Here is a 19,285-nt window from a genome sequence, read left to right as displayed (position 1 = left end):
AGAATTCGGCCATGTCCACCCGCCCGTCGACCGTCCCGCTCCCCGACCCGGGACCGGGCGTCCCGCGCACCGTCCCGCGCGGGTGCCCGCTCTGCGAGGCGATGTGTGGGCTGGCGGTCACCCTCGACGCGGACGACCGTGTCGTCACCGTCCGCGGCGACGACCACGACGTCTACAGCGCGGGCTACCTCTGTCCCAAGGGGGCGTCGCTCGGCGCGGTCGACGACGACCCCGACCGGCTGACCCGGCCGCTCGTGCGGCGCGCCGGGGAGCTGCGCCCCGCGACCTGGGACGAGGCGTTCTCCGAGGTGGACCGGCTGCTGGGCCCGCTGCTCGCCGCGGACCGCGACACCGTCGCCGCCTACATCGGCAACCCGACCGGACACAACGTCGCCTTCACCCTGCTGGCGGGCAGGCTTGCGCGGTCGCTGGGGAGCGCCCAGACCTACTCGCCGGCCACGATGGACCAGCTGCCCCAGACCGTGACCGCCGCCCTGCTGTTCGGCGAGCCCAGCAGCATCCCGGTGCCCGATCTCGACACCACCGACCTGCTCGTGATCATCGGGGGCAACCCGCTGGTGTCCAACGGCAGCGTCGGGGCCTCGCCGGACTACCGCGGCAAGCTGCGTGCCCTGCGGGCGCGCGGCGGCCGGCTCGTCGTCGTCGACCCGGCGCGGACCGCGACCGCCGACGTCGCCGACGACCACCTGCGGGTGCGGCCGGGCACCGACCTGTTCCTGCTGCTCGGCCTGCTGCACGTGGTGATCACCGAGGAGCGGGTCCGGCTGCGGGCCGCGGAGGGCCGCGTCTCCGGACTCGCGGAGCTCCGCACCGCGGTCGCGCCCTGGACGCCCGCGTTCGCGGCCCGCGCCTGCGGGATCGCGCCGGACGCGATCGTCCGGCTCGCCCGCGAGCTCGCCGGGACCGGACGCGCCGCGGTGTACGGGCGGCTCGGCACCACGCTCAACCGGCACGGCACCCTGACCTGCTGGGCGCTGCAGGTCCTGAACGTCGTGTGCGGTCACCTCGACCGTCCGGGCGGGCTGCAGTTCACCCGTCCCGTCACCGGCTCCCCCACCACCCGGCGGGCGACCCGGCCCCCGCGGCCCTTCACCACCGGGCGGTACCGCAGCCGGGTCGGCGGGCACCCCGAGGTGCTCGGCGAGCTCCCGGTCGCCGCGCTGGCGGAGGAGATCCTGACCCCCGGTCCGGGCCGCGTCCGCGGGATGGTGGTCTACGGCGGCAACCTCGCCCGGTCCATGCCGGACTCGACGAGCATGCAGCGGGCCCTCGCCGACCTCGACGCGCTCGTCTGCGTCGACCCCTATCTCAACGAGACCACCCGGTACGCCGACGTGATCCTCCCGCCGCCGGGCTCGCTCACCCGCGACCACTTCGACCTGGTGCTCTACCAGTTCGCGCAGCGGAACTTCGCGCGGTTCTCCCGGCCCGCCCGGCCGGTGCCCGACGGGATGATCCCGGAGTGGGAGATCCTGCTGCGGCTCTGCGCGATCTACGAGGGCCGCGGCCCCGGCGCCGACCCCGGGCTCGTGGACGACGAGATCGCCGCGTCGCTGCGGGCCTCGGTCGCGCGCGGGCTCGACACCGGCGAGGACGGGATCGTCACCGACTTCCCGGAGCGGGGACCGCGCAGGCTGCTCGACCTGCGTATCCGGTCCGGCCCCTACGGCGACCACTTCGGCCGCGTGCCGGGCGGGCTCACCCTGGCCCGGCTGCTCGGGTCGCCGCACGGGATCGACCTCGGCCCGCTGGGCCCCCGGCTCGACGAGGTGATCCGCACCCCCTCCGGCACGATCGAGCTCGCACCGGCGCAGGTGCTCGACGCGCTCGCCGGTGTCGCCGCCCCCGTCGCCGAGCCCGGGACGCTGCTGCTGATCGGGCGTCGTGACCTGCGGTCGAAGAACTCCTGGCTGCACAACGTGGACCGGCTCGCACGGGGACCCGAGCGCGCGATGCTCTACGTCTCCCCCGGCGACGCCCACGACCTCGGCATCGACGACGGCGGGACCGTCTCGGTCGGCTCGGCCGCCGGGCGGATCCGGGTCCCGGTCCGGCTCACCGACGAGGTGCCGGACGGCGTGTGCTCGCTGCCGCACGGCTGGGGGCACGACGACGACAACGCCCGGCTCCACGTCGCGGCACGGCAGCCGGGGGTCAACAGCAACACCCTCACCGACGGCTCGGTGCTCGACCCGCTGTCGGGCACCGTCCAGATGAACGCCGTGCCCGTCCGCGTCGAGCCGGCGCCCCGCGACACCTGACCGCCGCCCGCCACGGGGCGCGGCTGTGCGGCGAGCCACCCCCGCGACCGCAGCAGGGACGGTGATAATGACCGTATGCCACGCCCGGCCAGCCCTCTGATCAGGTACGACTCGGTGATCTCGACGTCGCTGGAGATCATCGACGCGGAAGGTCTGGAGGCGTTCAGCCTGCCCCGGCTGGCCCGTGCGCTCAACGTGCGCGCGCCCTCGCTCTACCACCACTTCGCGGACAAGGCCGAGATTCTCCGGGGCGTGGCCCGCGCCATCGTGGTGGAGACCCGGATGCCGGATTCCCGCACGACCCCGAACTGGGTCGAGTGGTTCGTCGCGCTCAGCCTCAACTTCCGGCACGCCGTGCTGCAGCACCGCAACGCGGCACCGGTGCTGCTCCGGTTCATGCCCCGCGACGTGCTGATCCGCACCTACGAGCAGAGCGCCCGCTTCCTGACCGCCGTCGGCGTCCCGGCCGACCAGTGCGTCCTGCTCCTCGACGGGCTGGACAAGCTGACGCTCGGCGCGGCGATCGCCGAGGCCGCGAAGGACCCGGCCGAGGCGGGCGAGCTCTTCGGCACCGCCGACCCGGAGTCCGAGCCGACGCTGGCGAACGCGGTCGCGCAGAACCGGATGAGCACGGAGGAGGTCTTCGCCGAGACCGTCCGCAGCTTCCTGCGCGGGGCGGCGCCCTACGTCCCGGCCGACGCCCCGCCCCCGGACGGCCTGGCCGGCCGGACCGTCGCCGACCTCCGGCCATCCGAGGCGTCCTGAGGCACCCCGGGCCGCTCGGCCCCGGGGTCAGAGCGCCGACCCGGACCCGAACACGGTGGCGCTGACCAGCGGGGCCATCGGGCCGCCGAGCAGCAGCGACACCGCTGCGCCGGGGACCGGGTTGGGCGAGGTCCCGCGGATCTGACGGACGGCCTCCACGATCAGCCCGAAGCCGTGCACGAACCCCTCGGCGATGTTGCCGCCCGCGGTGTTGAGCGGCAGGTCGCCGTCCGGGGCGATCAGGTTCTCGAACCGCATCACCCGGCCGGCCTCGGCGCCCGGCGGGACCAGCCCGACGTCGATCAGCGACGCGACGGCGGGCCCGGAGAAGTTCTCGTAGACCTGGGTGACGTCGACCTCGCCCGGCTTGATCCCCGCGCCCTCCCAAAGCCGGGCGACCAGCGCCGGGTGGAATCCCGCGCTGCTGTAGGGGCTCTCGTTCTCGACCGACTCGGTCCAGGACGAGCCGGAGCCCTGCACGCCGGAGAGCACGTACGCCGGCTCCTGCCGGAGCCCGCGGGCCCGCGCGGCGCTGGTGACGATGACGGCACCGGCGGCGTCGTTCTCGCGGGAGCAGTCGTAGAGGCGCAGCGGCTCGGAGATGATCCGGGCGTCGGCGTACACGTCGGGGTCGAGCGGCTTCCCGTACGCCACGGCCTCCGGGTTGTTCTGCGCGTGGTGGTACGCGGCGGCCACCAGCGCGCCGAGCGCCTCGCGGGGGACGCCGTCGACCTCGATCATCCGCTGGGTCCGCAGCGCGCAGATCTGGGCGGGCGCGAAGACACCGTGCGCGCCGTACAGCGGGCCGATGTGGCCCTTGCTGTAGCTCTGCCGGCCCGCGTCGGCCTCGGAGATGCCGCGGTAGACGCAGACCGTCTCGGCCTGCCCCGCGACGACGGCCGCGGCCGCGGCGTTCACCGCGGCGGCCACCCCGCCGCCACCGCCGCCCCAGACCATGCTGGACCAGCGGACCTCCTTCACGCCGAGCGCCGCACCGACGGCCAGGCCCTCGTTGTCGTCGTTCGCGTAGGAGACGAAGCCGTCGATGTCGTGGGCGTCGAGGCCCGCGTCGGCGGCCGCGTCGAGGATCGCCCGCAGCGTCAGCTGCAGCGACGACGACGTCGCGGTCCCGCGCTTCAGGAAGGGGGTGTTGGCCGCCCCCACCACCGCGGTGGCACCCCGGAAGGACCGGTCGGGTGTGGTCATGTCGCTCCGTTCCTCAGGACAGGCGCCAGCGGAGCAGCGGGTAGTCCGCCGCGTCCGCGGCGTCGTCGAACTCCGCCTTCACCTGCTGCCCGATCCGGACGTCGGCGCCGTCGCCGTCGAGCAGCACGCCCACCACGCGACGGTTCCCCGCCGCGGGCAGCTCCACGGTCACGACCACGTAGGGCAGGTGCCCGGAGACCGAGGGGTGGAACGGCTGCCAGGTGCGGGTCCACGCGTAGACGGTCCCGGCCGGGTCCACCGACGGCCACTCCAGCTCGTCGTGGTGGCACGACGGGCAGATCGGCCGGGGGGACCAGATCCACTCGTCGCACCGGGGGCAGTGCTGGATCCGCAGCTCCCCCCGGCGCAGTCCCTCCCAGTGCGGGGTGTCGGACCCGTCGTCGGTCGGCTCCGCGAACGGCGGCCGCGGCGGGGTGTCCGGCACGTTGCGGACCTGGGTCACCAGCCACGTGCCGTCGATATCGATCCACCGCGACCGGAACACCGCCTCGTCGCCGCCCGCGCCGCTGTACCGGATGTACGCGCTGTAGAGCGGGCCGGGACCGGGCTCGATCGCCACGACCTCGGAGGCGTTCATGCGGTCCGGCGGCCGGGCGGACGCCAGGAGCTGGCCGACCCGGTCGGGACGGAAGTCCGCCAGGACGGTCTCGTTCTCGCCCGCCGCCACGGCCCGGCCGTGGCGCACGACCACGTCCGCCAGGTCCGCGGGGACGTCGGGGAACCGCACCTCGGTCATCTCTGCTCCATTCCGACGCTCACCGGACGGCCGGCAACGGTTCGGTGGTCCGGTTGTGCACGGTGTACTGGACGTCGGTCTGGTCGTGGACGAAACCGAGGGTCCGGGCCTCGTGCACGAGCGGCCGGTCCTCCGAGTCGATCGTGGTGGCGCCGACCCGGAGCCCCGCGTCACGCAGGTACTCCAGCCCGGCCACCAGCAGGGACCGCACGAGCGGGTCCTCCTCGCGGTCCCGGTCCTGATCCCGGGTAACGACGGCGACGAGGCGTCCGGCGGTGCCGTACTCCGTGGGCTCGCCGGACTCGGGGTCGACCCAGACGGCACCGTCGGGCCGCTCCGCGGATCCGCTGACGAGCAGGACCGTGTCCGCCGGGGGCGCGTGCCTGCGCCCGCTCGCCGTCCACAGCGCCGCGGCCGCGTCGCGCTCCGCCCCGCCGGCGGCCTGCCGGACCGCGGGACGCCCGGGCTCGGCGCCCGGGTCGACGTCCCGGCCGATCCGCACCGGCGCGAGCATCTGCCACTCGCGCAGCACGGTGCGGATCCCGTAGCGGCGGAACCGCAGCGACATGCGCAGCGCGGCCGGGTGGTTCGCCCGGGCCCAGACCCGCAGGCCGGAGACGCCGGTGCCCTGCCAGCCGTCGGGGGTGCCGAGCTCCAGGCCGATCTTCTCGATCAGCAGCGTGGTGATGCCGCGGGACCGGTAGTCCGGCCGGACGAGGTAGGAGACCTCGGCGGTCCCCGAATCCTCGTCCCGCAGCGGCTCGACCCGGAGGAACCCGGCGAGGCTCGGCACCAGCGGGACGTTCCGCCCGGAGCGCTCGTCCGGGAGGAGCCACACCAGCAGGTGCGACGTCCCCGGCTCGACCGGGTCGTCGAGCGAGAGCCGGGGGAAGCCGGCCTCGGCGTCGGTCTCCGACGCCTCGGCCAGCATCTCCCGCAGCTCCGCCTCGACGTCCGGCTCGAAGCCGGGCCCGCCGGGCCGGTACCACTCGAAATCGATCACGAGACCAGCTTCCGGAGCTCGCGGTGGAAGATCTGGTTGATGACCTCGTTGCGGCCGAGCAGCATGCCGCCGGCGTTCGCGCTGCCCATTCCCTGCTGCGAGCTGCGCAGCAGCGGGAAGTCCTCCTGGTGCAGCACCGCGAGGAGGATCTTCCAGTTCTTGTCCCAGATCTTGGTCCAGCGCTCGGCGTCCATGCCCGAGTCCTCGACCTTCGGCACGACCAGCCGCATCTCCATCCGGCAGCGGCCGGGGTCGGTCGGGTGCGGGCGGAAGGTGAGCAGCTCGAAGTGGTCGGGCTGGCGCAGCAGGGTGCTGTTCGGCAGCAGGAAGTGTGTCTCGGTGACGTAGGGCGACAGGTCCTCGTCCGGGGCCGGGGGCTCCTCGAGGTACTTGTCAATCGTCTTGCGCGGCGCGATGAACCGCGCGTGCCGCCCGAAGTCCTCGGCCGCCATCACGTTGGTGTGGATGTGCTTCGCCGCGGTGTTCGGGTGCGCGTACTGGATGTGGTAACCGTCCAGGAACGCGTCCTGCATGATCTTCCAGTTGACCGGCTCGTCGAAGCCCTCGGCCTGCGCCGAGACGAGCTTGTCCATGTCGTAGCCGGCAAGGATGCCGTCCATCTCGGCACCCAGCCATGACGCGACGTCGATCTCGGCGTCCGCGTCGTCGACCATCCAGACGAAGCCGTGGCGCTCCTCGGCGGGCAGCTCGATCAGCCCGTACTGCGACCGGTCGATCTCGCCGAAGGTGTTGTCGCGGGTGATCGCGCGCAGCGAGCCGTCGGTGTCGTAGGACCATCGGTGGTAGCCGCAGGAGAACAGCCGGCAGCGGCCCTTCTCCTGCTCCTCCAGCAGCGCACCGCGGTGCCGGCAAAGGTTGACGAACGCCTTCACCGAGTGGTCCTTCTGCCGCACGATGATCACGTTGTTGCGCGGCATCTGCAGCGTCATGAAGTCGTTCGGCTTCGGGATCTCGCTGCCGTGGCACACGATCGAGGGGACCCGGCCGAACACCGCGTCCCGCTCCCGGCGGGCGATCTCCGGGTCGGTGAACTCCTCGGCCGTGAACGAGGCGATGCCGTCGTACTCGTCCGTGCTGTCGTTGCGGATGTGGTCGAGAGCCCGCCGGATCCGGTCGTTGCGGGCGGCGAGCTCGTCCGTCTGCTGGGCACTCGCCGCGGTCTGGTCAGTGGACACTGCCGCCTCCTGCTCCCGCGACCGGTGACGTCGCGGATCGAGAACTGGTTAGACTTATTCTACAGCCTTAAGGTTTAGCGCGGGAGTCCCGCCCGTGCAGTTCGGCGTCCGCTCAGCGATCGATCACGAGCCGTCCGGACAGGCACCGCGAAACGCAGGGGAACATCACGTCGTTCGCCGCCTGCTCGTCCGGGGTCAACAGGGAGTCCCGGTGCTCCGGGACACCCTCGATCACCTCGGACTCGCAAGTCCCGCAGGTGCCTTCCCGGCACGAGGTCTCGATCTCGACCCCCGCCTCGGCGGCAGCGTCGACGATGCTGACCCCCGGCGGCACGGTCACGGTCACCCCGGAGCCGGCGAACTCAACCTCGAACGAGTCGCCCGAGGCGGGCTCGGCGACTTCCTTAGAGGTCATTTCAGAACGAGGTCGACGTGTCTGTTGTAGACGACAAGCGGCTATCTGACCTGCCGTTTGATCTGTCGTCGAGGGGTCAATGGAAACTCGACAAGTCGTTCTGAAACGACCTCTTAGGGGAGAAGCACTCCAGGTGCAGCGCGCCTCCCGGCCACGACGCGCACCGCTGCTCGACGGCGGCGAGCAGAGGTTCCGGCCCGCAGCAGTACACGAGCAGGCCGTCCTGCGGGGTGCCGAGGAGCCCGTCGAGGTCGAGCAGACCGTGCTCGTCCTGCGGGACGACCTCGACCCGGTCGCCGTACCGCTCGGCCAGATCGTCGACGAAGGCCATCGAGGCGCGGGAGCGGCCGCCGTACACCAGCCGCCACTCGGCGCCGGCCTTCTCGGCGGCCGCGATCATCGGGACGACGGGCGTGATGCCGATCCCGCCCGCGACGAAGAGGTAGCGCTGCGCGTCGGCCAGCGCGAAGTTGTTCCGCGGGCCGCCGATCCGCAGCGCGGTACCGGTCTCCAGCACGTCGTGGACGTGCGCCGAGCCGCCCCGGCCGGACTGCTCCCGCAGCACCGCCACCTGGTACACCTCTCGGTCACCGGGATCGCCGCAGAGCGAGTACTCCCGGACCAGTTCGTCGCCGAGATGGAGATCCAGGTGCGCGCCCGGCTCCCACTCCGGGAGGGGTTTCCCGTCCGTAGCGCGCAGTGTCAGTCGCACGACGCCGTCAGCGACCGTCTCCCGGTCCGCGACCTCCATGTCGATGTCGTGCAGGGATGCCGGATCGGACCTACCCACCTCGATGACCTCTCACTTCACGCGCTGCTGTCGGCGGTCACGTCGACTGCGCCTGTTCCAGGGCCAGCGCCCGCTCCGGGCACATGTCCACGACATGCTGGGCCTCGCGGATCCGTGCCTGCGGCACCGGATCGGTGAGAACGACCGGGTCGCCCTGTTCGTCGCAATCCACGAGTTCGGGTGCGGCCCCGTAACAGAGCCCGTGTCCGGCGCAGGCCTTCCGGTCCACCATCAGGTGCTGTTCCATGTCTCTCCTCGTGCTCCTCGATGCCGCGCAGACCCGTCCGCACGTGCCACGGGCCCGGCAGCCGCGCCGGTCGCGCACCGAGGCCGGCCCCGGGAGCCCGGGGGCCGACCCGGTAGCCGTACCGGCGGTGCTGCGGTCCGGGCGCGCCCGGCCGGCTCATGTCGTCGTCGGCCGTCAGGCCACCGGCGTGAACAGCAACGACAGGCGGGCGAAGCCGCGGACCTGGCTCGGCAGGACGACCGGCGGGTCCTCCGGGTCGAGCCGGTAGTCCGGGATCCGCTGGTGCAGCTCCTCCGCCGCGATCTTCAGCATCAGCCGCGCCAGGTGGGACCCGATGCAGCGATGAGGGCCCGAGCCGAAGGCGAGGTGACGGTTCGGCGTGCGTTCGACGTCGAGCGAGGTGGGGTCGTCAAACTCGCCCTCGTCGCGGTTCGCGGCGCACAACAGCAGGAGCAGCTGGTCGCCCGCACGCACCGGGACGTCTCCGATGGTGGTGTCGGTCGTCGCCCGGCGGCCCATCGCGATCGCGGCCTCGAAGCGCAGGATCTCCTCGACCGCCGCGGGCACCGTGGCCGGGTCGTCGATGAGCTTGTCCCGCTCCTCGGTGTTCTGCGACAGGTGCAGCATCATCCACGCGAGAGAGCCCTGCGTCGTATGCAGGCCCGCGATGAGCAGCAGGAAGAACATCCGGGCGAGCTCATCGTCGGTGAGCGGACGCTGCAGACCGTCGGAGTCGGTGATCTCGGTGCTGATGATCGCGCTGGTGACGTCCTCGGCGGCGGCCTCACCGGACTCGATGGCGGCCCGACGCTCAGCGATGACCTTCATGAAGTACCCGAACATCTCGTAGGCGGCCTTCGTGCGCGACTCCGCGGCCTGCTCCGGGGTCTCACCCGGACGCCCGTTCAGCGCGACCTCGGTGGCGTCGGTGAACAACGCGGCGTCCTCCAGCGGCCACCCCATCAGGGCCAGGAACACCTGCGTCGGCAGCTCGTGCGCGAACTTCTCGACGAACTCGACCTTCCCGTCGGCCTGGAAGGAGGTGATCAGCTCGATGACGATCTCGCGGATCCGCGGCTCCAGGGCCTTCATCCGGTTCGGACTGAACAGCGGCTGCAGCGCCTGCCGGTAGGAGGTGTGCTCCGGCGGGTCGAGCTCGATCGGCAGGAACTTGCCCTGCCCGGCGTCGACCAGGTTGTTCGGGTGGCTGGAGAAGGTCTCCGGGTCACGCAGGATCGCGTGGACGTGCTCGTACGACGTGACGAGCCAGTGGCCGCCATGGGTCGTCGACCACACGATCGGCCCGATGGCGGCCAGCTCGGCGGCCTTCTCCTGCATCCGATCGACCGGCATCGTGACGGACGGGTCGTAGATGTCGAAGTCCACGACGAGCTCGGGGGTGAGGTCGGCCTGGGTGGTGGTCATGGGTCGCTCCTGTTCGGTCGCCGGTGACACGTAACATGACAAACGACGGATATTGTCTCGCGGTAACGTAGCTAAGAGGTCGCGCGGATTGGTCACAGCTTGGCCGCGGTCGAGTGTCTGGGGGCGAGGGCGGGTACGGGCCTGCCGATCATGAAGTTATCTACGCTTCGTGATCGTCTGGAGGCCGCGTGCCCACCCTGCCATCATGGCTGACCGAGCCGTTGTGGGACCAGTTCACCGCGCTGCTGCCTCATCGAGACGAGTTCGATCCCACCCATCCGCTGGGCTGCCATCGCCGCCGGATCGCGGATCGGATCGTGTTCGACAAGCTCCTGCAGGTACTGCGGTTCGGCTGCTCGTATGAGGGCATCGCTGACAGCACCTGCTCGGCGACCACCATCCGCGATCGTCGTGACGAGTGGATCAGGCTCGGGGTCTTCGCCCAGCTGCGTCGGATCGTCCTGGACGCCTACGACCGCATCGTCGGTCTGCTGCTGCACGACATCGCCGTCGATGGCGCCATCACCAAGGCCCCCGGCGGCGGCGAGGTCGCCGGTCCGTCGCCGGTGGACCGGCGCAAACAGGGTATGAAACGTTCGGTGCTCGTCGAGGGATACGGCATCCCGCTGGGCCGAGTCCTGGCCGGAGCCAACCGGCACGACTCCCCGCTACTGGGCCCCACCCTCGACCGCCTCGATGCTCTCGGCCCGCTGCCCGACGACATCACCGTGCACCTCGACGCCGGCTATGACTCCGGCAAGACCCGCGACACGCTGGCCGAACGAGGCCTGCACGGCGAGATCGCGCACAAGGGTGAGAAAGCGCCGATCCAGGCCACCCGCCGCTGGCACGTCGAGCGGACCAACGCTTGGCACAACAGCTTCAACCGGCTGCAGCGCTGCTACGAACGACGAGAAATCGTCGTCGACGCGTTCTTCGACCTCGCCGACACGATCGTCACACTCCGTAGCTTGATTCGGCAGGCCTGGACCACACACCGCTGGAACGCCCGACCTGCACGACGTCCATGATCACCAACCAATCCGCGCGACCTCTAAGAGGTCGTTTCAGAACGACTTGTCGAGTTTCCATTGACCCCTCGACGACAGATCAAACGGCAGGTCAGATAGCCGCTTGTCGTCTACAACAGACACGTCGACCTCGTTCTGAAATGACCTCTAAAGCGGGTGACAACGTCGACCCCGAGTCGAGTAGAACCTCACCCGTTCGCCGGCCCGGGATCGTGGACCTGCAGGACCCCCGCCTCGACGAGCTCGTCGACGACCGGGTCCGGCAGGCCGAGCACCTCGGCGCAGATCCGGCGGGTGTGCTCCCCGGGCATCGGGGCCGGGCGCAGCTCAGGGTCCGGAACCGTGGAGAACCGGGCGACCCGGGCGCCGGTCGGGACCGCGGCGGAGAGCTGCTCGTGTTCGAGCGTGTGGAACGCGTCGCGGGCGACGAGCTGCGGATCCGTCAGCTCGTCGGGCAGTCGCAGCATCCCGGCCGCCGGCACGCCGACCCCCTGCAGGATCTCGGCGACCTTGTCCGGGGAGTGCCCCGCGGTCCACCGGGCGAGGGCCTCCTCGACCTCCCCGCGCCGCGCCAGCCGCGCCTCGGCGGTCCGGAGCTCCGGATCGTCGGGAAGGCCGGTCGCGGACGCGAGCCGGCGCCACGCCTCGTCGTCACGAACGGTGATCACGCACCACTCATCGTCACCCGCACAGGGGAAGACACCGGACGGCGCCGCGCCGCGCCGCGCGTTCCCCTCCGCCGACTCCGCCCCGGGCCGCAGCGACGACCGCGCCAGGACCGGGCCCAGCGCGACGAGCGCCGCGTCGGCCTGAGCGGTGTCGACGGCGCCGCCCCGGCCGGTGCGGGCCCGCCCGATCACCGCGGCGAGCACCGCGACCGCGGTGACGTGCGCGGCCACGTGGTCGGGATAGACGGTCGACCCGTCGCAGAACGCGGCCGGGTCCGCAGGATCCGCCGCGGGGTCCCGCCAGAGCGCCGAGAGCCCACAGGAGGCCCGCACGAGCGGCCCGTACCCCATCCGCTTCCGCCAGGGCCCGCGCGCGCCGAACGCGCTGCTGTCGGAGACGACGATCCGCGGGTTCACGGCGGCGAGCTCGGCCCGGGAGAAGCCGAGCGACTCGAGCGTGCCCGGCTTGAAGTTGGCCAGGACGACGTCCGCCGTGGCGACCAGCTCCCGGAAGAGCCTGCCGCCCTCGGGGCTGCGCAGGTCGAGCCCGAGGCCCCGCTTGTTGCGCTGCCCCCAGGCGAACGAGGGGTTCATCCCGCCGCCCTTGCGGGTCTGGCGCAGACCGTCGGGGTAGGCGCTGTTCTCGACCTTGATCACATCCGCGCCCTGGTCCGCGAACACCCGGCCCAGCTCGGCACCGAAGACGATGATCCCCAGGTCGAGCACCCGGACCCCGGTGAGCGGTCCGGCACCGGCGGGCAGCGGGGGCAGCCCGAGGTCCCGGGGCGGCGCCTCGCCGAACCCGCCGGCGTCGGTCCCCGGACCCGGGGCCGGGGTGCGCAGGCCCACCCGGACGCCGTCGACGGTCACGTAGCCGGACGGCACGAGCGCCCGGAGGCCGTCGGCGAGCTCGGTCTCCACCAGCGAGCCGGTCTCCCGGAAGTGCTCGGCCCCGAGCACCTCGTCCGGGCTCAGCATGCCCGCGACCGGGATGCCGCGGGCGGTCCCCTCGGCGACGAGCTCGTCGCGCGTCGATCCGGCGAAGAGCTCCGCGATCAGCGGGTTGAGACGGTCCGAGGCGGCGAAGCGGGCCGGGATGGCGTCGAACCGCGGATCCGCGAACTCCTCCGGCTCGCCGAGCCAGGCGAACATCGCACGCCACTGCCGGGCCGCCAGCAGGCAGATCCGCACGCTCCCGTCGGCGCACGGGAAGACCGGGTAGAAGTTGGCCGCGTCGGGCCGGTCCCGGGGGAACGTCTCGGCGCGGCCGGCCGCCGCGGTGCCCTGCGCGCCGAAGGCCGGGTCGAACCCGTGCACGACAGCCTCGAGCGCGGACACGTCGACGTGCTCGCCCACCCCGGTCCGCAGCCGCTTCACGTAGGCGACCAGCGTCGCCCACGCGGCGTGCACGGCGACGAGCTGGTCGACGAGCCCGGCGGGCGGCAGCAGGGGGGTCCTGCCCGGCCGGCCCGACCGGCACAGGACGCCGCCGGCGGCGGCCAGCACGTCCTCGGTCGCCACCCTGTCCCGGTACGGCCCGGTGCGGCCGAACCCGGTCACCGAGACGACGACCAGCTCCGGGTTCACGGCGGCGAGGTCGTCCGGGGTGAGACCGAGCGCGGTCGCCTCGTCGTGGGTGAACGACTCGACGAGGACGTCCGCGTGGCGGGCCCACTCCAGCAGCCGCTGCCGTCCCGCGCCGGAGCCGAGGTCGAGGACGGTGCTGCGCTTGTTCGCGTTGCGCAGGGCGAACCCCAGCCGGTCGGCCCGCCCGGGCGAACCGCCCGCCGGCTCGACCCGCAGGACGTCGGCGCCGAGGTCGGCGAGGTAACGTCCGCACCCCTCGACCGCCCCGTCGGCCAGGTCGATGATCCGCAGCCCTGCCAGCGGGAGGCCGTCGTACTGAATGTCCGTACCGCTCACGCAGTGCACCCCTTCGGTCCGGGCCGCGTCTGTGCGGCCACTCACCCGGAAATCTAAAGACTATAGATAAGAGGAGAGGCTACCTCCGCGTCCGAGATCACTACACCGGACACTCTGTGTTCTTCGTATCACATGGCACCATGGACGGGCGGGCACGCAACAGGCGCCCGCGCGCGGGGGTCACGTGTCACGACGGCCGTTGCGCCGGCCGGACCAACGATCGATCATCGGTGCGTCCGGCGGCGAGGTATCCTGCGGTCGAGCTTCGAGAAGAGGTGCCATGTCGAAGAGCTCCGGTGGCGGTCGACCCCGGGCCGCCCGGACACGGGTGTCCGACCCCGCGACGGCGATCCTGCTCGCCGCAGAGGCCTGCTACCTACGTCTGGGTATCACCAAGACGACGATGGACGACATCGCTCGCGAGGCGGGGGTGTCACGGCCGACCGTCTACCGGCACTATTCCAACCGCGACGACCTGGTGCTCGGCGTCCTGCTGTCCCGCGCACGGGACCTGCTGGACCGGGCCCGCCGCTTCATCGACACTCGTGCGCGGATCGACGACAAGCTCGTCGACGGCATGATCTTCCTGGTCGACGCCGGGAGCCGCGATCCCATGCTCCAGCAGCTGGTCAGCCTGGAGTTCATGGAGGGGATGCAGGGTCACCCCGAGGCGTCCCGGCTGCCGGTGACCCTGTCCGCGGAGCTCTGGGGCCCGATCGTGCAGGACGCGAAGGACGCGGGCGAGGTGCGCTCCGATCTGGACGTGACGGCGTTCTGCACCTGGCTGACCTACATCGAACTCGTGGTGCTCAGCCGCACCAACCGGCCCGGCAGCACCGACGAGGCGCAGCGCTCCCTCATGCAGACCTTCGTCGCGCCGGCTCTGCACCGCGCCGGCACCTACGGCACGGTCCCGGTGCCGGCAGCCGGCTGAGCCGGCGGCCGGGCACCGCCGTCATGCCGCGAGCGACGGCAGCAGGAAGTCGCCGACGAGCTCGCGCACGCCCGGCCCGTCCGGGTCGAGCAGGTCCTGCCGCCCGATCATCATGAGCTCCAGGTCCGCCATCACGCCGCAGAGCTCCTGCGGGTCGATCTCGGGCCGCATCTCCCCCGCCTCCTGGGCGGCGATCAGGATCGGCTCCCACACCTCGAAGGACAGCCGCTCGGCGACCTTTCCCGCGGTGAGGATCCCGCTGGTCGCGGACAGGTTGTCCGGCTGGAGCAACGCGCTCAGGATCGGGTCCCGCCGCCCGCCGCGCACCAGGTAGCCGAGCCCGTCGACGATCTTCGACGTGAAGTCGGGGCGCCCGGAAATGTACTCCCGCGCCCGGACCCCGAAGATCCGCGCGCGGCGCGTGACGACCTCGACGACGAGCGCGTCCCGGTCGGAGAAGTAGCGGTAGACGGTCGGGCGTGAGACGCCCGCCCGGCGCGCGACGTCGTCCATGGTCGTACGCCGGACACCGAAGTCCAGGAAGCACTCCTCCGCTGCCACCACCAGCTGGCGCCGGGCCTGCTCCGGCCCGCCCGCGAACGGCCCTCGCCCTCGTGCCACGTCCGGCCCCTCCCTGTCGAAAACCCCGTCGATGCTAGCTGGTCACACCGGTCACGACCCGCTCGAACACCGGCAACACCTCGCCGGGGTCCTCGGGAGCACCCGAGCGGACGAACCGTGCCCGCACCGGATCACCGGCACTGAGCGAGCGGGTGTCGCCGACCAGGCGCACGATGATCCACGGCCCCTCCGCCAGCTCCACGACCGCGCTGACGTAGGGCACGGCGTCGGCCAGGGCCGGGAGCGGGGCGCGGTGCACCACCGCCCAGCTGACCAGGACGCCGTCGCCGGACACGGTCACCGGCTCGAGCTCGGCCGATCCGCTCGCGGGGTCGGTCCTGGCCTCGGGCGGCAGCACCGTACCGGACGGGCCGCGCTGCATCAGCAGCTCCTCGCGGGCCGCCGCGTCGTAGAACGCGGCGCTCGTGTCGTCCCGCTCGACCTGGGGGAAGCCGGTCACCGTCCGCTCCTCTCGTGCGGGCTGAGCACCAGCGTGGAGTGGTGCTCGAGGATCCCGCCGTTGCCGCTGACCAGCACGACGTCGTTCCGGGGTGCCTGGCGCTCCCCGCCGTCGGCCCGCGCCTGGATCACGGCCTCGGACAGCGGCGTGAAACCCCACATGTAGTACGACGACAGCTGGCCGCCACCGGTGTTGCAGGCCAGCGTGCCACCGGGGGCGAGCCGCCCGTCGGCGACGAACGCACCGCCCTCGCCCTTGGCGCAGAACCCGTAGTCCTCGAGAGTGACCAGCACCGTGTAGGTGTAGCAATCGTAGATCTCGGCGACGTCGACGTCGCCGACCCCGACGCCGGCCATCCGCAGGGCCTGCGGCCCGGACCGGGCGGCGGGGGTGACGAGACCCCAGTCGGAGCTCGCCTGCATCCGCCGCGGGGCGTGGGCCTGGCCGTATCCCCACACGTGCACGGCGGGCCGCGCGAGCCCGGCCGCGCGCTCCGCCGAGGTCACCACGACGGCGACGGCGCCGTTGCTCACCAGGCAGCAGTCCAGCAGGTGCAGCGGATCGGCGATCCACCGCGACTCCTGGTGGTCGGCGAGGGTGATCGGCTCCCGCATCTGGGCCAGCGGGTTGCGCGCCGCCCACGACCGCTGCGCGACGGCGATCTCGCCGAGCTGCTCGGAGGTGGTGCCGTACCGCTCCATGTGCCGGCGCGCGCACATCGCGTAGAGGATGTTCGGGTTGGTCGCGCCCGAGGCCACCGACCACCCGGCGTAGCCGCGCACGGGTCGGCCCCGGCCGCTGCGCTGCGGGGAGCCGTAGGTCGAGCCCGCGGACTCCTGGGGCTTCAGCGGGCTGTCCGCGAACACACACGCGACGGTGCTCGCCGTGCCCGCGGCGACGGCCTGCGCGGCCTGGGCGACCATCACGCCCGCCGTCGCGCCGAACGCGTTCACCTGGTTCAGCACCGACAGGTCCTGCAGACCGAGGACGGCGGCGAGCCCGACCCCGACGTCCTGCTTGATCCCGGAGCTGACGAGCAGCCCGTCGAGATCGGTGAGCGCCAGGCCCGCGTCGGCGACGGCGCCACGCACCGCCTCGGCCGCGAGCGAGGTCGAGGACCGGCCGTACACCTTCCCCATCGCGGTCGTGCCGAGACCGGCGATCGCCGCACCCGTCATCTAGCGCCCCTCCCAACGGGGAGCACGCTTCTCGGCGAACGCGGTCGGGCCCTCCCGGGCGTCCCGGCTGGTGAACACGACCTTCATCGCGTCGTCGCTGAGCCTCCAGGCCGGGTCGTCCCAGTCGGAGCCGGCGTCGCGGGAGCGGTGCACGACCTGCTTGCTGTACCGCACCGACAGCGGGGCGTTCTCCGCGATCACACCGGCGAGGTCGAGGGCGACGTCGAGGGCGGTGCCCTCGGGAGCGACCCGGTTGACCAGCCCGAGCTCGTGCGCGCGGGCCGCGGGGATCGGCTCCCCGGTCAGCGCGGCCTCCAGCGCGACCTTCTGCGGGATCTGCCTGGCCAGCCGGATGACCCCACCGGCCGCAGCCATCAGGCCGCGCTTCACCTCGGGCAGCCCCAGGGACGCGGTCTCGTCGATCACGGCGATGTCGCAGGCCAGGACGATCTCGGTGCCACCGCCGAGCGCGAAGCCGTTGACGGCGGCGACGGTCGGCTTGTCCACCCAGTGCCGGGCGAGCCCGGCGAACCCACGCTCGGGGTGGTCCCGGTCGTCGATCCGGTTCCCGCGGGCGACCTCCTTGAGGTCCGCGCCCGCGCAGAAGCCCCGGCCGGCGCCGGTGATCACCACGACGCGCACCTCGTCGTCGGCACCGGCGGCGGCGAGCGCGTCACCGGCCGCGACGGACAACGCGGAGTTCACCGCGTTCATCGCGCGCGGCCGGTTGAGGGTGATCAGGCCGACGTGGCCGCGCCGCTCGTAGGTCGCGGCCGGCTCGTCGGGGGTCTCGGCCGGGGTGTCGCTGCTGGTCATCGGGACTCCGGGGTCAGGTAGACGGACTTGAGGTCGACGTAGGGGGCGAGGCCCTCCGGCCCGAGTTCGCGGCCGAGGCCGCTGGCCTTGACCCCGCCGAACGGCCCGAGGACGTCGAGCGCGTAGTGGTTGATGCCCACGGTGCCGGACCGGATCCGGTCGGCGATCGCCTGCCCCCGGTCGAGGTCGGTGGTCCACACGGTGCCGCCGAGCCCGTACTCCGAGTCGTTGGCGATCCGGACAGCGTCGTCGGTGTCGTCGTAGGGCAGGACGCACAGGACGGGGCCGAAGACCTCCTCGCGGGCGATCGCGCTGTCGTTGTCGACGCCGGCGAACACGGTGGGCTCGACGAACCAGCCCCGCTCCTGCCCCGCCGGGACGGCGCCGCCGGTGGTCACCCGGCCCCCCGCGTCCCGGCCCGCGGTGACCAGGCCGAGGACCCGGTCCCGCTGCGCCGCGCTGACCAGCGGGCCGATCCGGGTCTGCTTGTCGAGGGGGTCGCCGACCGGCAGGGACCGGACGGTGTCGGTGATCGCGTCGACGATCTCGTCGTAGCGGCCGCGCGGCGCGAGGATGCGGGTGCACGCGTGGCAGGTCTGGCCGTTGTTGGCCAGCGAGACCTCGGGCAGCGCGGTGAGGAACGCGTCGAGGTCGGCGTCCTCGGCGAGCAGGGCGGCCGACTTGCCGCCGAGCTCGAGGGTCACGGGGCGGAGCAGCCGGCCGCAGACCTCGCCGATCGCCCGCCCGGCCGCGGTGGACCCGGTGAAGGCGACCTTGTCGACGCCCGGGTGCGCGACGAGGTGCGCACCCGCCTCCCGGCCGCCGGGGACGATGTTCAGCACGCCCGGCGGGAGCCCCGCCTCCAGGGCTGCGTCGGCCCAGACGTAGGCGTCGAGCGCGGTCTCGGGGGCGGCCTTGAGCACCACCGTGCAGCCGGCGGCGAGCGCCGGGGCGATCTTCATCGCGGCGAGCGCCTGCGGGTAGTTCCACGGCGTCACCGCGGCGACGACGCCGACCGGGCCACGGCGGACCCGCACCCGGGCGAGCATGCCGGAGCGGACGTCGTCGGCGTCGAGTCCCTCGGCGAGGCCCGCGTAGTAGTCGAGCATGAGCGGCGGGCTGAACCCGTTGGCGCCGATCGACAGCGATCGGGGCATCCCGTTCTCGCGGCTGACCAGTGCGGCGGTGTCCTTGGCGCGGGTCTTCAGCGCGGCCGCCAGCCGGCGCATGACGGTCGCGCGCTCGGCGCCGGTCGTCGCTCCCCAGGGGCCGTGCAGGGCGTCGCCCGCGGCGGCCACGGCGGCGTCGACGTCGGCGGGCCCGGCCAGCGCCGCGCTGCCGAACGCGGTGCCGGTGGCGGCCTCCAGGACGTCGACCCGCTCCGTCCCCGCGGGCGGGACCCAGTCACCACCGACGAAGAAGGCGCTGCGATCGACGGCGTTGGCGAGATCGTTCGACACGAACCGGTCTCCACTCCGCGCCCGGTGGCGCTGCGTCACGTCCGGCGAGCGGACGGTATCCGGCAGAATATGTGACAATCAACGTTGTATGTCTCACAGTATGCCACG

Annotated in this window: 16 protein-coding genes and 1 pseudogene; 4 read left to right on the top strand and 13 right to left on the bottom strand. The window is 72.6% G+C overall.

All coding sequences use genetic code 11. The annotated features are described in order from the left end of the window. The first annotated feature begins 11 nt into the window (after positions 1-11). Positions 12-2,282 carry a molybdopterin-dependent oxidoreductase gene (locus KPF47_RS15740; RefSeq protein WP_224389519.1) on the top strand — a complete coding sequence of 757 codons (2,271 nt, stop codon included), beginning with the start codon at positions 12-14 and terminating at the stop codon, positions 2,280-2,282. Between the two features lie 75 nt (positions 2,283-2,357). Further along, a complete protein-coding gene (locus KPF47_RS15735) occupies positions 2,358-3,047 on the top strand; it encodes a TetR family transcriptional regulator (protein WP_224389518.1) in 690 nt (229 codons plus the stop codon). 27 nt (positions 3,048-3,074) lie between these two features. Here KPF47_RS15735 and KPF47_RS15730 read toward each other — a convergent pair whose 3' ends face one another. The 7 genes and pseudogenes from KPF47_RS15730 to KPF47_RS15695 all read right to left on the bottom strand — a co-directional run bounded on the left by KPF47_RS15730 (position 3,075) and on the right by KPF47_RS15695 (position 10,086). After that, positions 3,075-4,253 carry a transporter gene (locus tag KPF47_RS15730; protein ID WP_224389517.1) on the bottom strand — a complete coding sequence of 393 codons (1,179 nt, stop codon included), beginning with the start codon at positions 4,251-4,253 and terminating at the stop codon, positions 3,075-3,077. 13 nt (positions 4,254-4,266) lie between these two features. Further along, positions 4,267-5,010, bottom strand: a complete 744-nt coding sequence (locus KPF47_RS15725; RefSeq protein WP_224389516.1) for a Zn-ribbon domain-containing OB-fold protein — start codon at positions 5,008-5,010, stop codon at positions 4,267-4,269. A gap of 19 nt (positions 5,011-5,029) precedes the next feature. Beyond that, a complete protein-coding gene (locus KPF47_RS15720; protein WP_224389515.1) occupies positions 5,030-6,013 on the bottom strand; it encodes a GNAT family N-acetyltransferase in 984 nt (327 codons plus the stop codon). Then, positions 6,010-7,209, bottom strand: coding sequence for an aromatic ring-hydroxylating dioxygenase subunit alpha (locus KPF47_RS40140; RefSeq protein ID WP_224389514.1), 1,200 nt, complete (start codon positions 7,207-7,209; stop codon positions 6,010-6,012). Before KPF47_RS40140 ends, KPF47_RS15720 begins: the two co-directional genes overlap by 4 nt. Positions 7,210-7,321: 112 nt before the next feature. After that, a pseudogene (locus KPF47_RS40975) lies at positions 7,322-8,375 on the bottom strand (2Fe-2S iron-sulfur cluster-binding protein). 76 nt (positions 8,376-8,451) lie between these two features. Continuing rightward, complete coding sequence (locus tag KPF47_RS15700) at positions 8,452-8,661, bottom strand: ferredoxin (RefSeq protein ID WP_224389512.1); 210 nt, start codon at positions 8,659-8,661, stop codon at positions 8,452-8,454. Between the two features lie 174 nt (positions 8,662-8,835). Beyond that, positions 8,836-10,086: a cytochrome P450 gene (locus KPF47_RS15695; RefSeq protein ID WP_224389511.1), complete on the bottom strand. Its 1,251-nt coding sequence runs from the start codon at positions 10,084-10,086 to the stop codon at positions 8,836-8,838. 188 nt (positions 10,087-10,274) lie between these two features. Between KPF47_RS15695 and KPF47_RS15690 the strand changes: the two genes are divergently transcribed. Continuing rightward, positions 10,275-11,117: an IS5 family transposase gene (locus KPF47_RS15690; protein WP_224386276.1), complete on the top strand. Its 843-nt coding sequence runs from the start codon at positions 10,275-10,277 to the stop codon at positions 11,115-11,117. A gap of 188 nt (positions 11,118-11,305) precedes the next feature. Here KPF47_RS15690 and KPF47_RS15685 read toward each other — a convergent pair whose 3' ends face one another. Next, the gene (locus KPF47_RS15685) at positions 11,306-13,708 is read right to left on the bottom strand and encodes a CaiB/BaiF CoA-transferase family protein (RefSeq protein WP_224389510.1); all 2,403 of its coding nucleotides are present in this window, start codon (positions 13,706-13,708) and stop codon (positions 11,306-11,308) included. 280 nt (positions 13,709-13,988) lie between these two features. Here KPF47_RS15685 and KPF47_RS15680 point away from each other — a divergent pair, with 280 nt between their 5' ends. After that, positions 13,989-14,642, top strand: a complete 654-nt coding sequence (locus KPF47_RS15680) for a TetR/AcrR family transcriptional regulator (RefSeq protein WP_060712956.1) — start codon at positions 13,989-13,991, stop codon at positions 14,640-14,642. Between the two features lie 21 nt (positions 14,643-14,663). On the opposite strand, the gene KPF47_RS15675 is transcribed toward KPF47_RS15680, so the two are convergent. The 5 genes from KPF47_RS15675 to KPF47_RS15655 are packed head-to-tail and all read right to left on the bottom strand — an operon-like array spanning position 14,664 to position 19,177. Then, positions 14,664-15,263 (bottom strand): TetR/AcrR family transcriptional regulator, encoded by a 600-nt coding sequence (locus tag KPF47_RS15675; protein ID WP_224389509.1) that lies wholly within the window; start codon positions 15,261-15,263, stop codon positions 14,664-14,666. A 34-nt stretch (positions 15,264-15,297) separates the two neighbouring features. Next, complete coding sequence (locus tag KPF47_RS15670; protein ID WP_224389508.1) at positions 15,298-15,723, bottom strand: Zn-ribbon domain-containing OB-fold protein; 426 nt, start codon at positions 15,721-15,723, stop codon at positions 15,298-15,300. After that, positions 15,720-16,901, bottom strand: coding sequence for a thiolase family protein (locus tag KPF47_RS15665; protein WP_224389507.1), 1,182 nt, complete (start codon positions 16,899-16,901; stop codon positions 15,720-15,722). Before KPF47_RS15665 ends, KPF47_RS15670 begins: the two co-directional genes overlap by 4 nt. Further along, a complete protein-coding gene (locus KPF47_RS15660) occupies positions 16,902-17,717 on the bottom strand; it encodes a crotonase/enoyl-CoA hydratase family protein (RefSeq protein ID WP_224389506.1) in 816 nt (271 codons plus the stop codon). After that, positions 17,714-19,177 carry an aldehyde dehydrogenase gene (locus tag KPF47_RS15655; RefSeq protein ID WP_224389505.1) on the bottom strand — a complete coding sequence of 488 codons (1,464 nt, stop codon included), beginning with the start codon at positions 19,175-19,177 and terminating at the stop codon, positions 17,714-17,716. Before KPF47_RS15655 ends, KPF47_RS15660 begins: the two co-directional genes overlap by 4 nt. Positions 19,178-19,285: the final 108 nt, after the last annotated feature.

It is taken from the genome of Pseudonocardia sp. ICBG1293 (assembly GCF_020131355.1).
GTDB lineage: Bacteria > Actinomycetota > Actinomycetes > Mycobacteriales > Pseudonocardiaceae > Pseudonocardia.
The sequence above is the reverse complement of the archived record's forward strand: the minus strand, read 5'-3'. Positions and strand labels throughout refer to the sequence as shown.

Bases quoted from the DNA above. Each gene is read 5' to 3' on its own strand.
- KPF47_RS15660 (WP_224389506.1), bottom strand. From the start codon at position 17,717: ATGACCAGCAGCGACACCCCGGCCGAGACCCCCGACGAGCCGGCCGCG.
- KPF47_RS15735 (WP_224389518.1), top strand. From the start codon at position 2,358: ATGCCACGCCCGGCCAGCCCTCTGATCAGGTACGACTCGGTGATCTCG.
- KPF47_RS15665 (WP_224389507.1), bottom strand. From the start codon at position 16,901: ATGACGGGTGCGGCGATCGCCGGTCTCGGCACGACCGCGATGGGGAAG.
- KPF47_RS15680 (WP_060712956.1), top strand. From the start codon at position 13,989: ATGTCGAAGAGCTCCGGTGGCGGTCGACCCCGGGCCGCCCGGACACGG.
- KPF47_RS15730 (WP_224389517.1), bottom strand. From the start codon at position 4,253: ATGACCACACCCGACCGGTCCTTCCGGGGTGCCACCGCGGTGGTGGGG.
- KPF47_RS15695 (WP_224389511.1), bottom strand. From the start codon at position 10,086: ATGACCACCACCCAGGCCGACCTCACCCCCGAGCTCGTCGTGGACTTC.
- KPF47_RS15700 (WP_224389512.1), bottom strand. From the start codon at position 8,661: ATGGAACAGCACCTGATGGTGGACCGGAAGGCCTGCGCCGGACACGGG.
- KPF47_RS15740 (WP_224389519.1), top strand. From the start codon at position 12: ATGTCCACCCGCCCGTCGACCGTCCCGCTCCCCGACCCGGGACCGGGC.
- KPF47_RS15725 (WP_224389516.1), bottom strand. From the start codon at position 5,010: ATGACCGAGGTGCGGTTCCCCGACGTCCCCGCGGACCTGGCGGACGTG.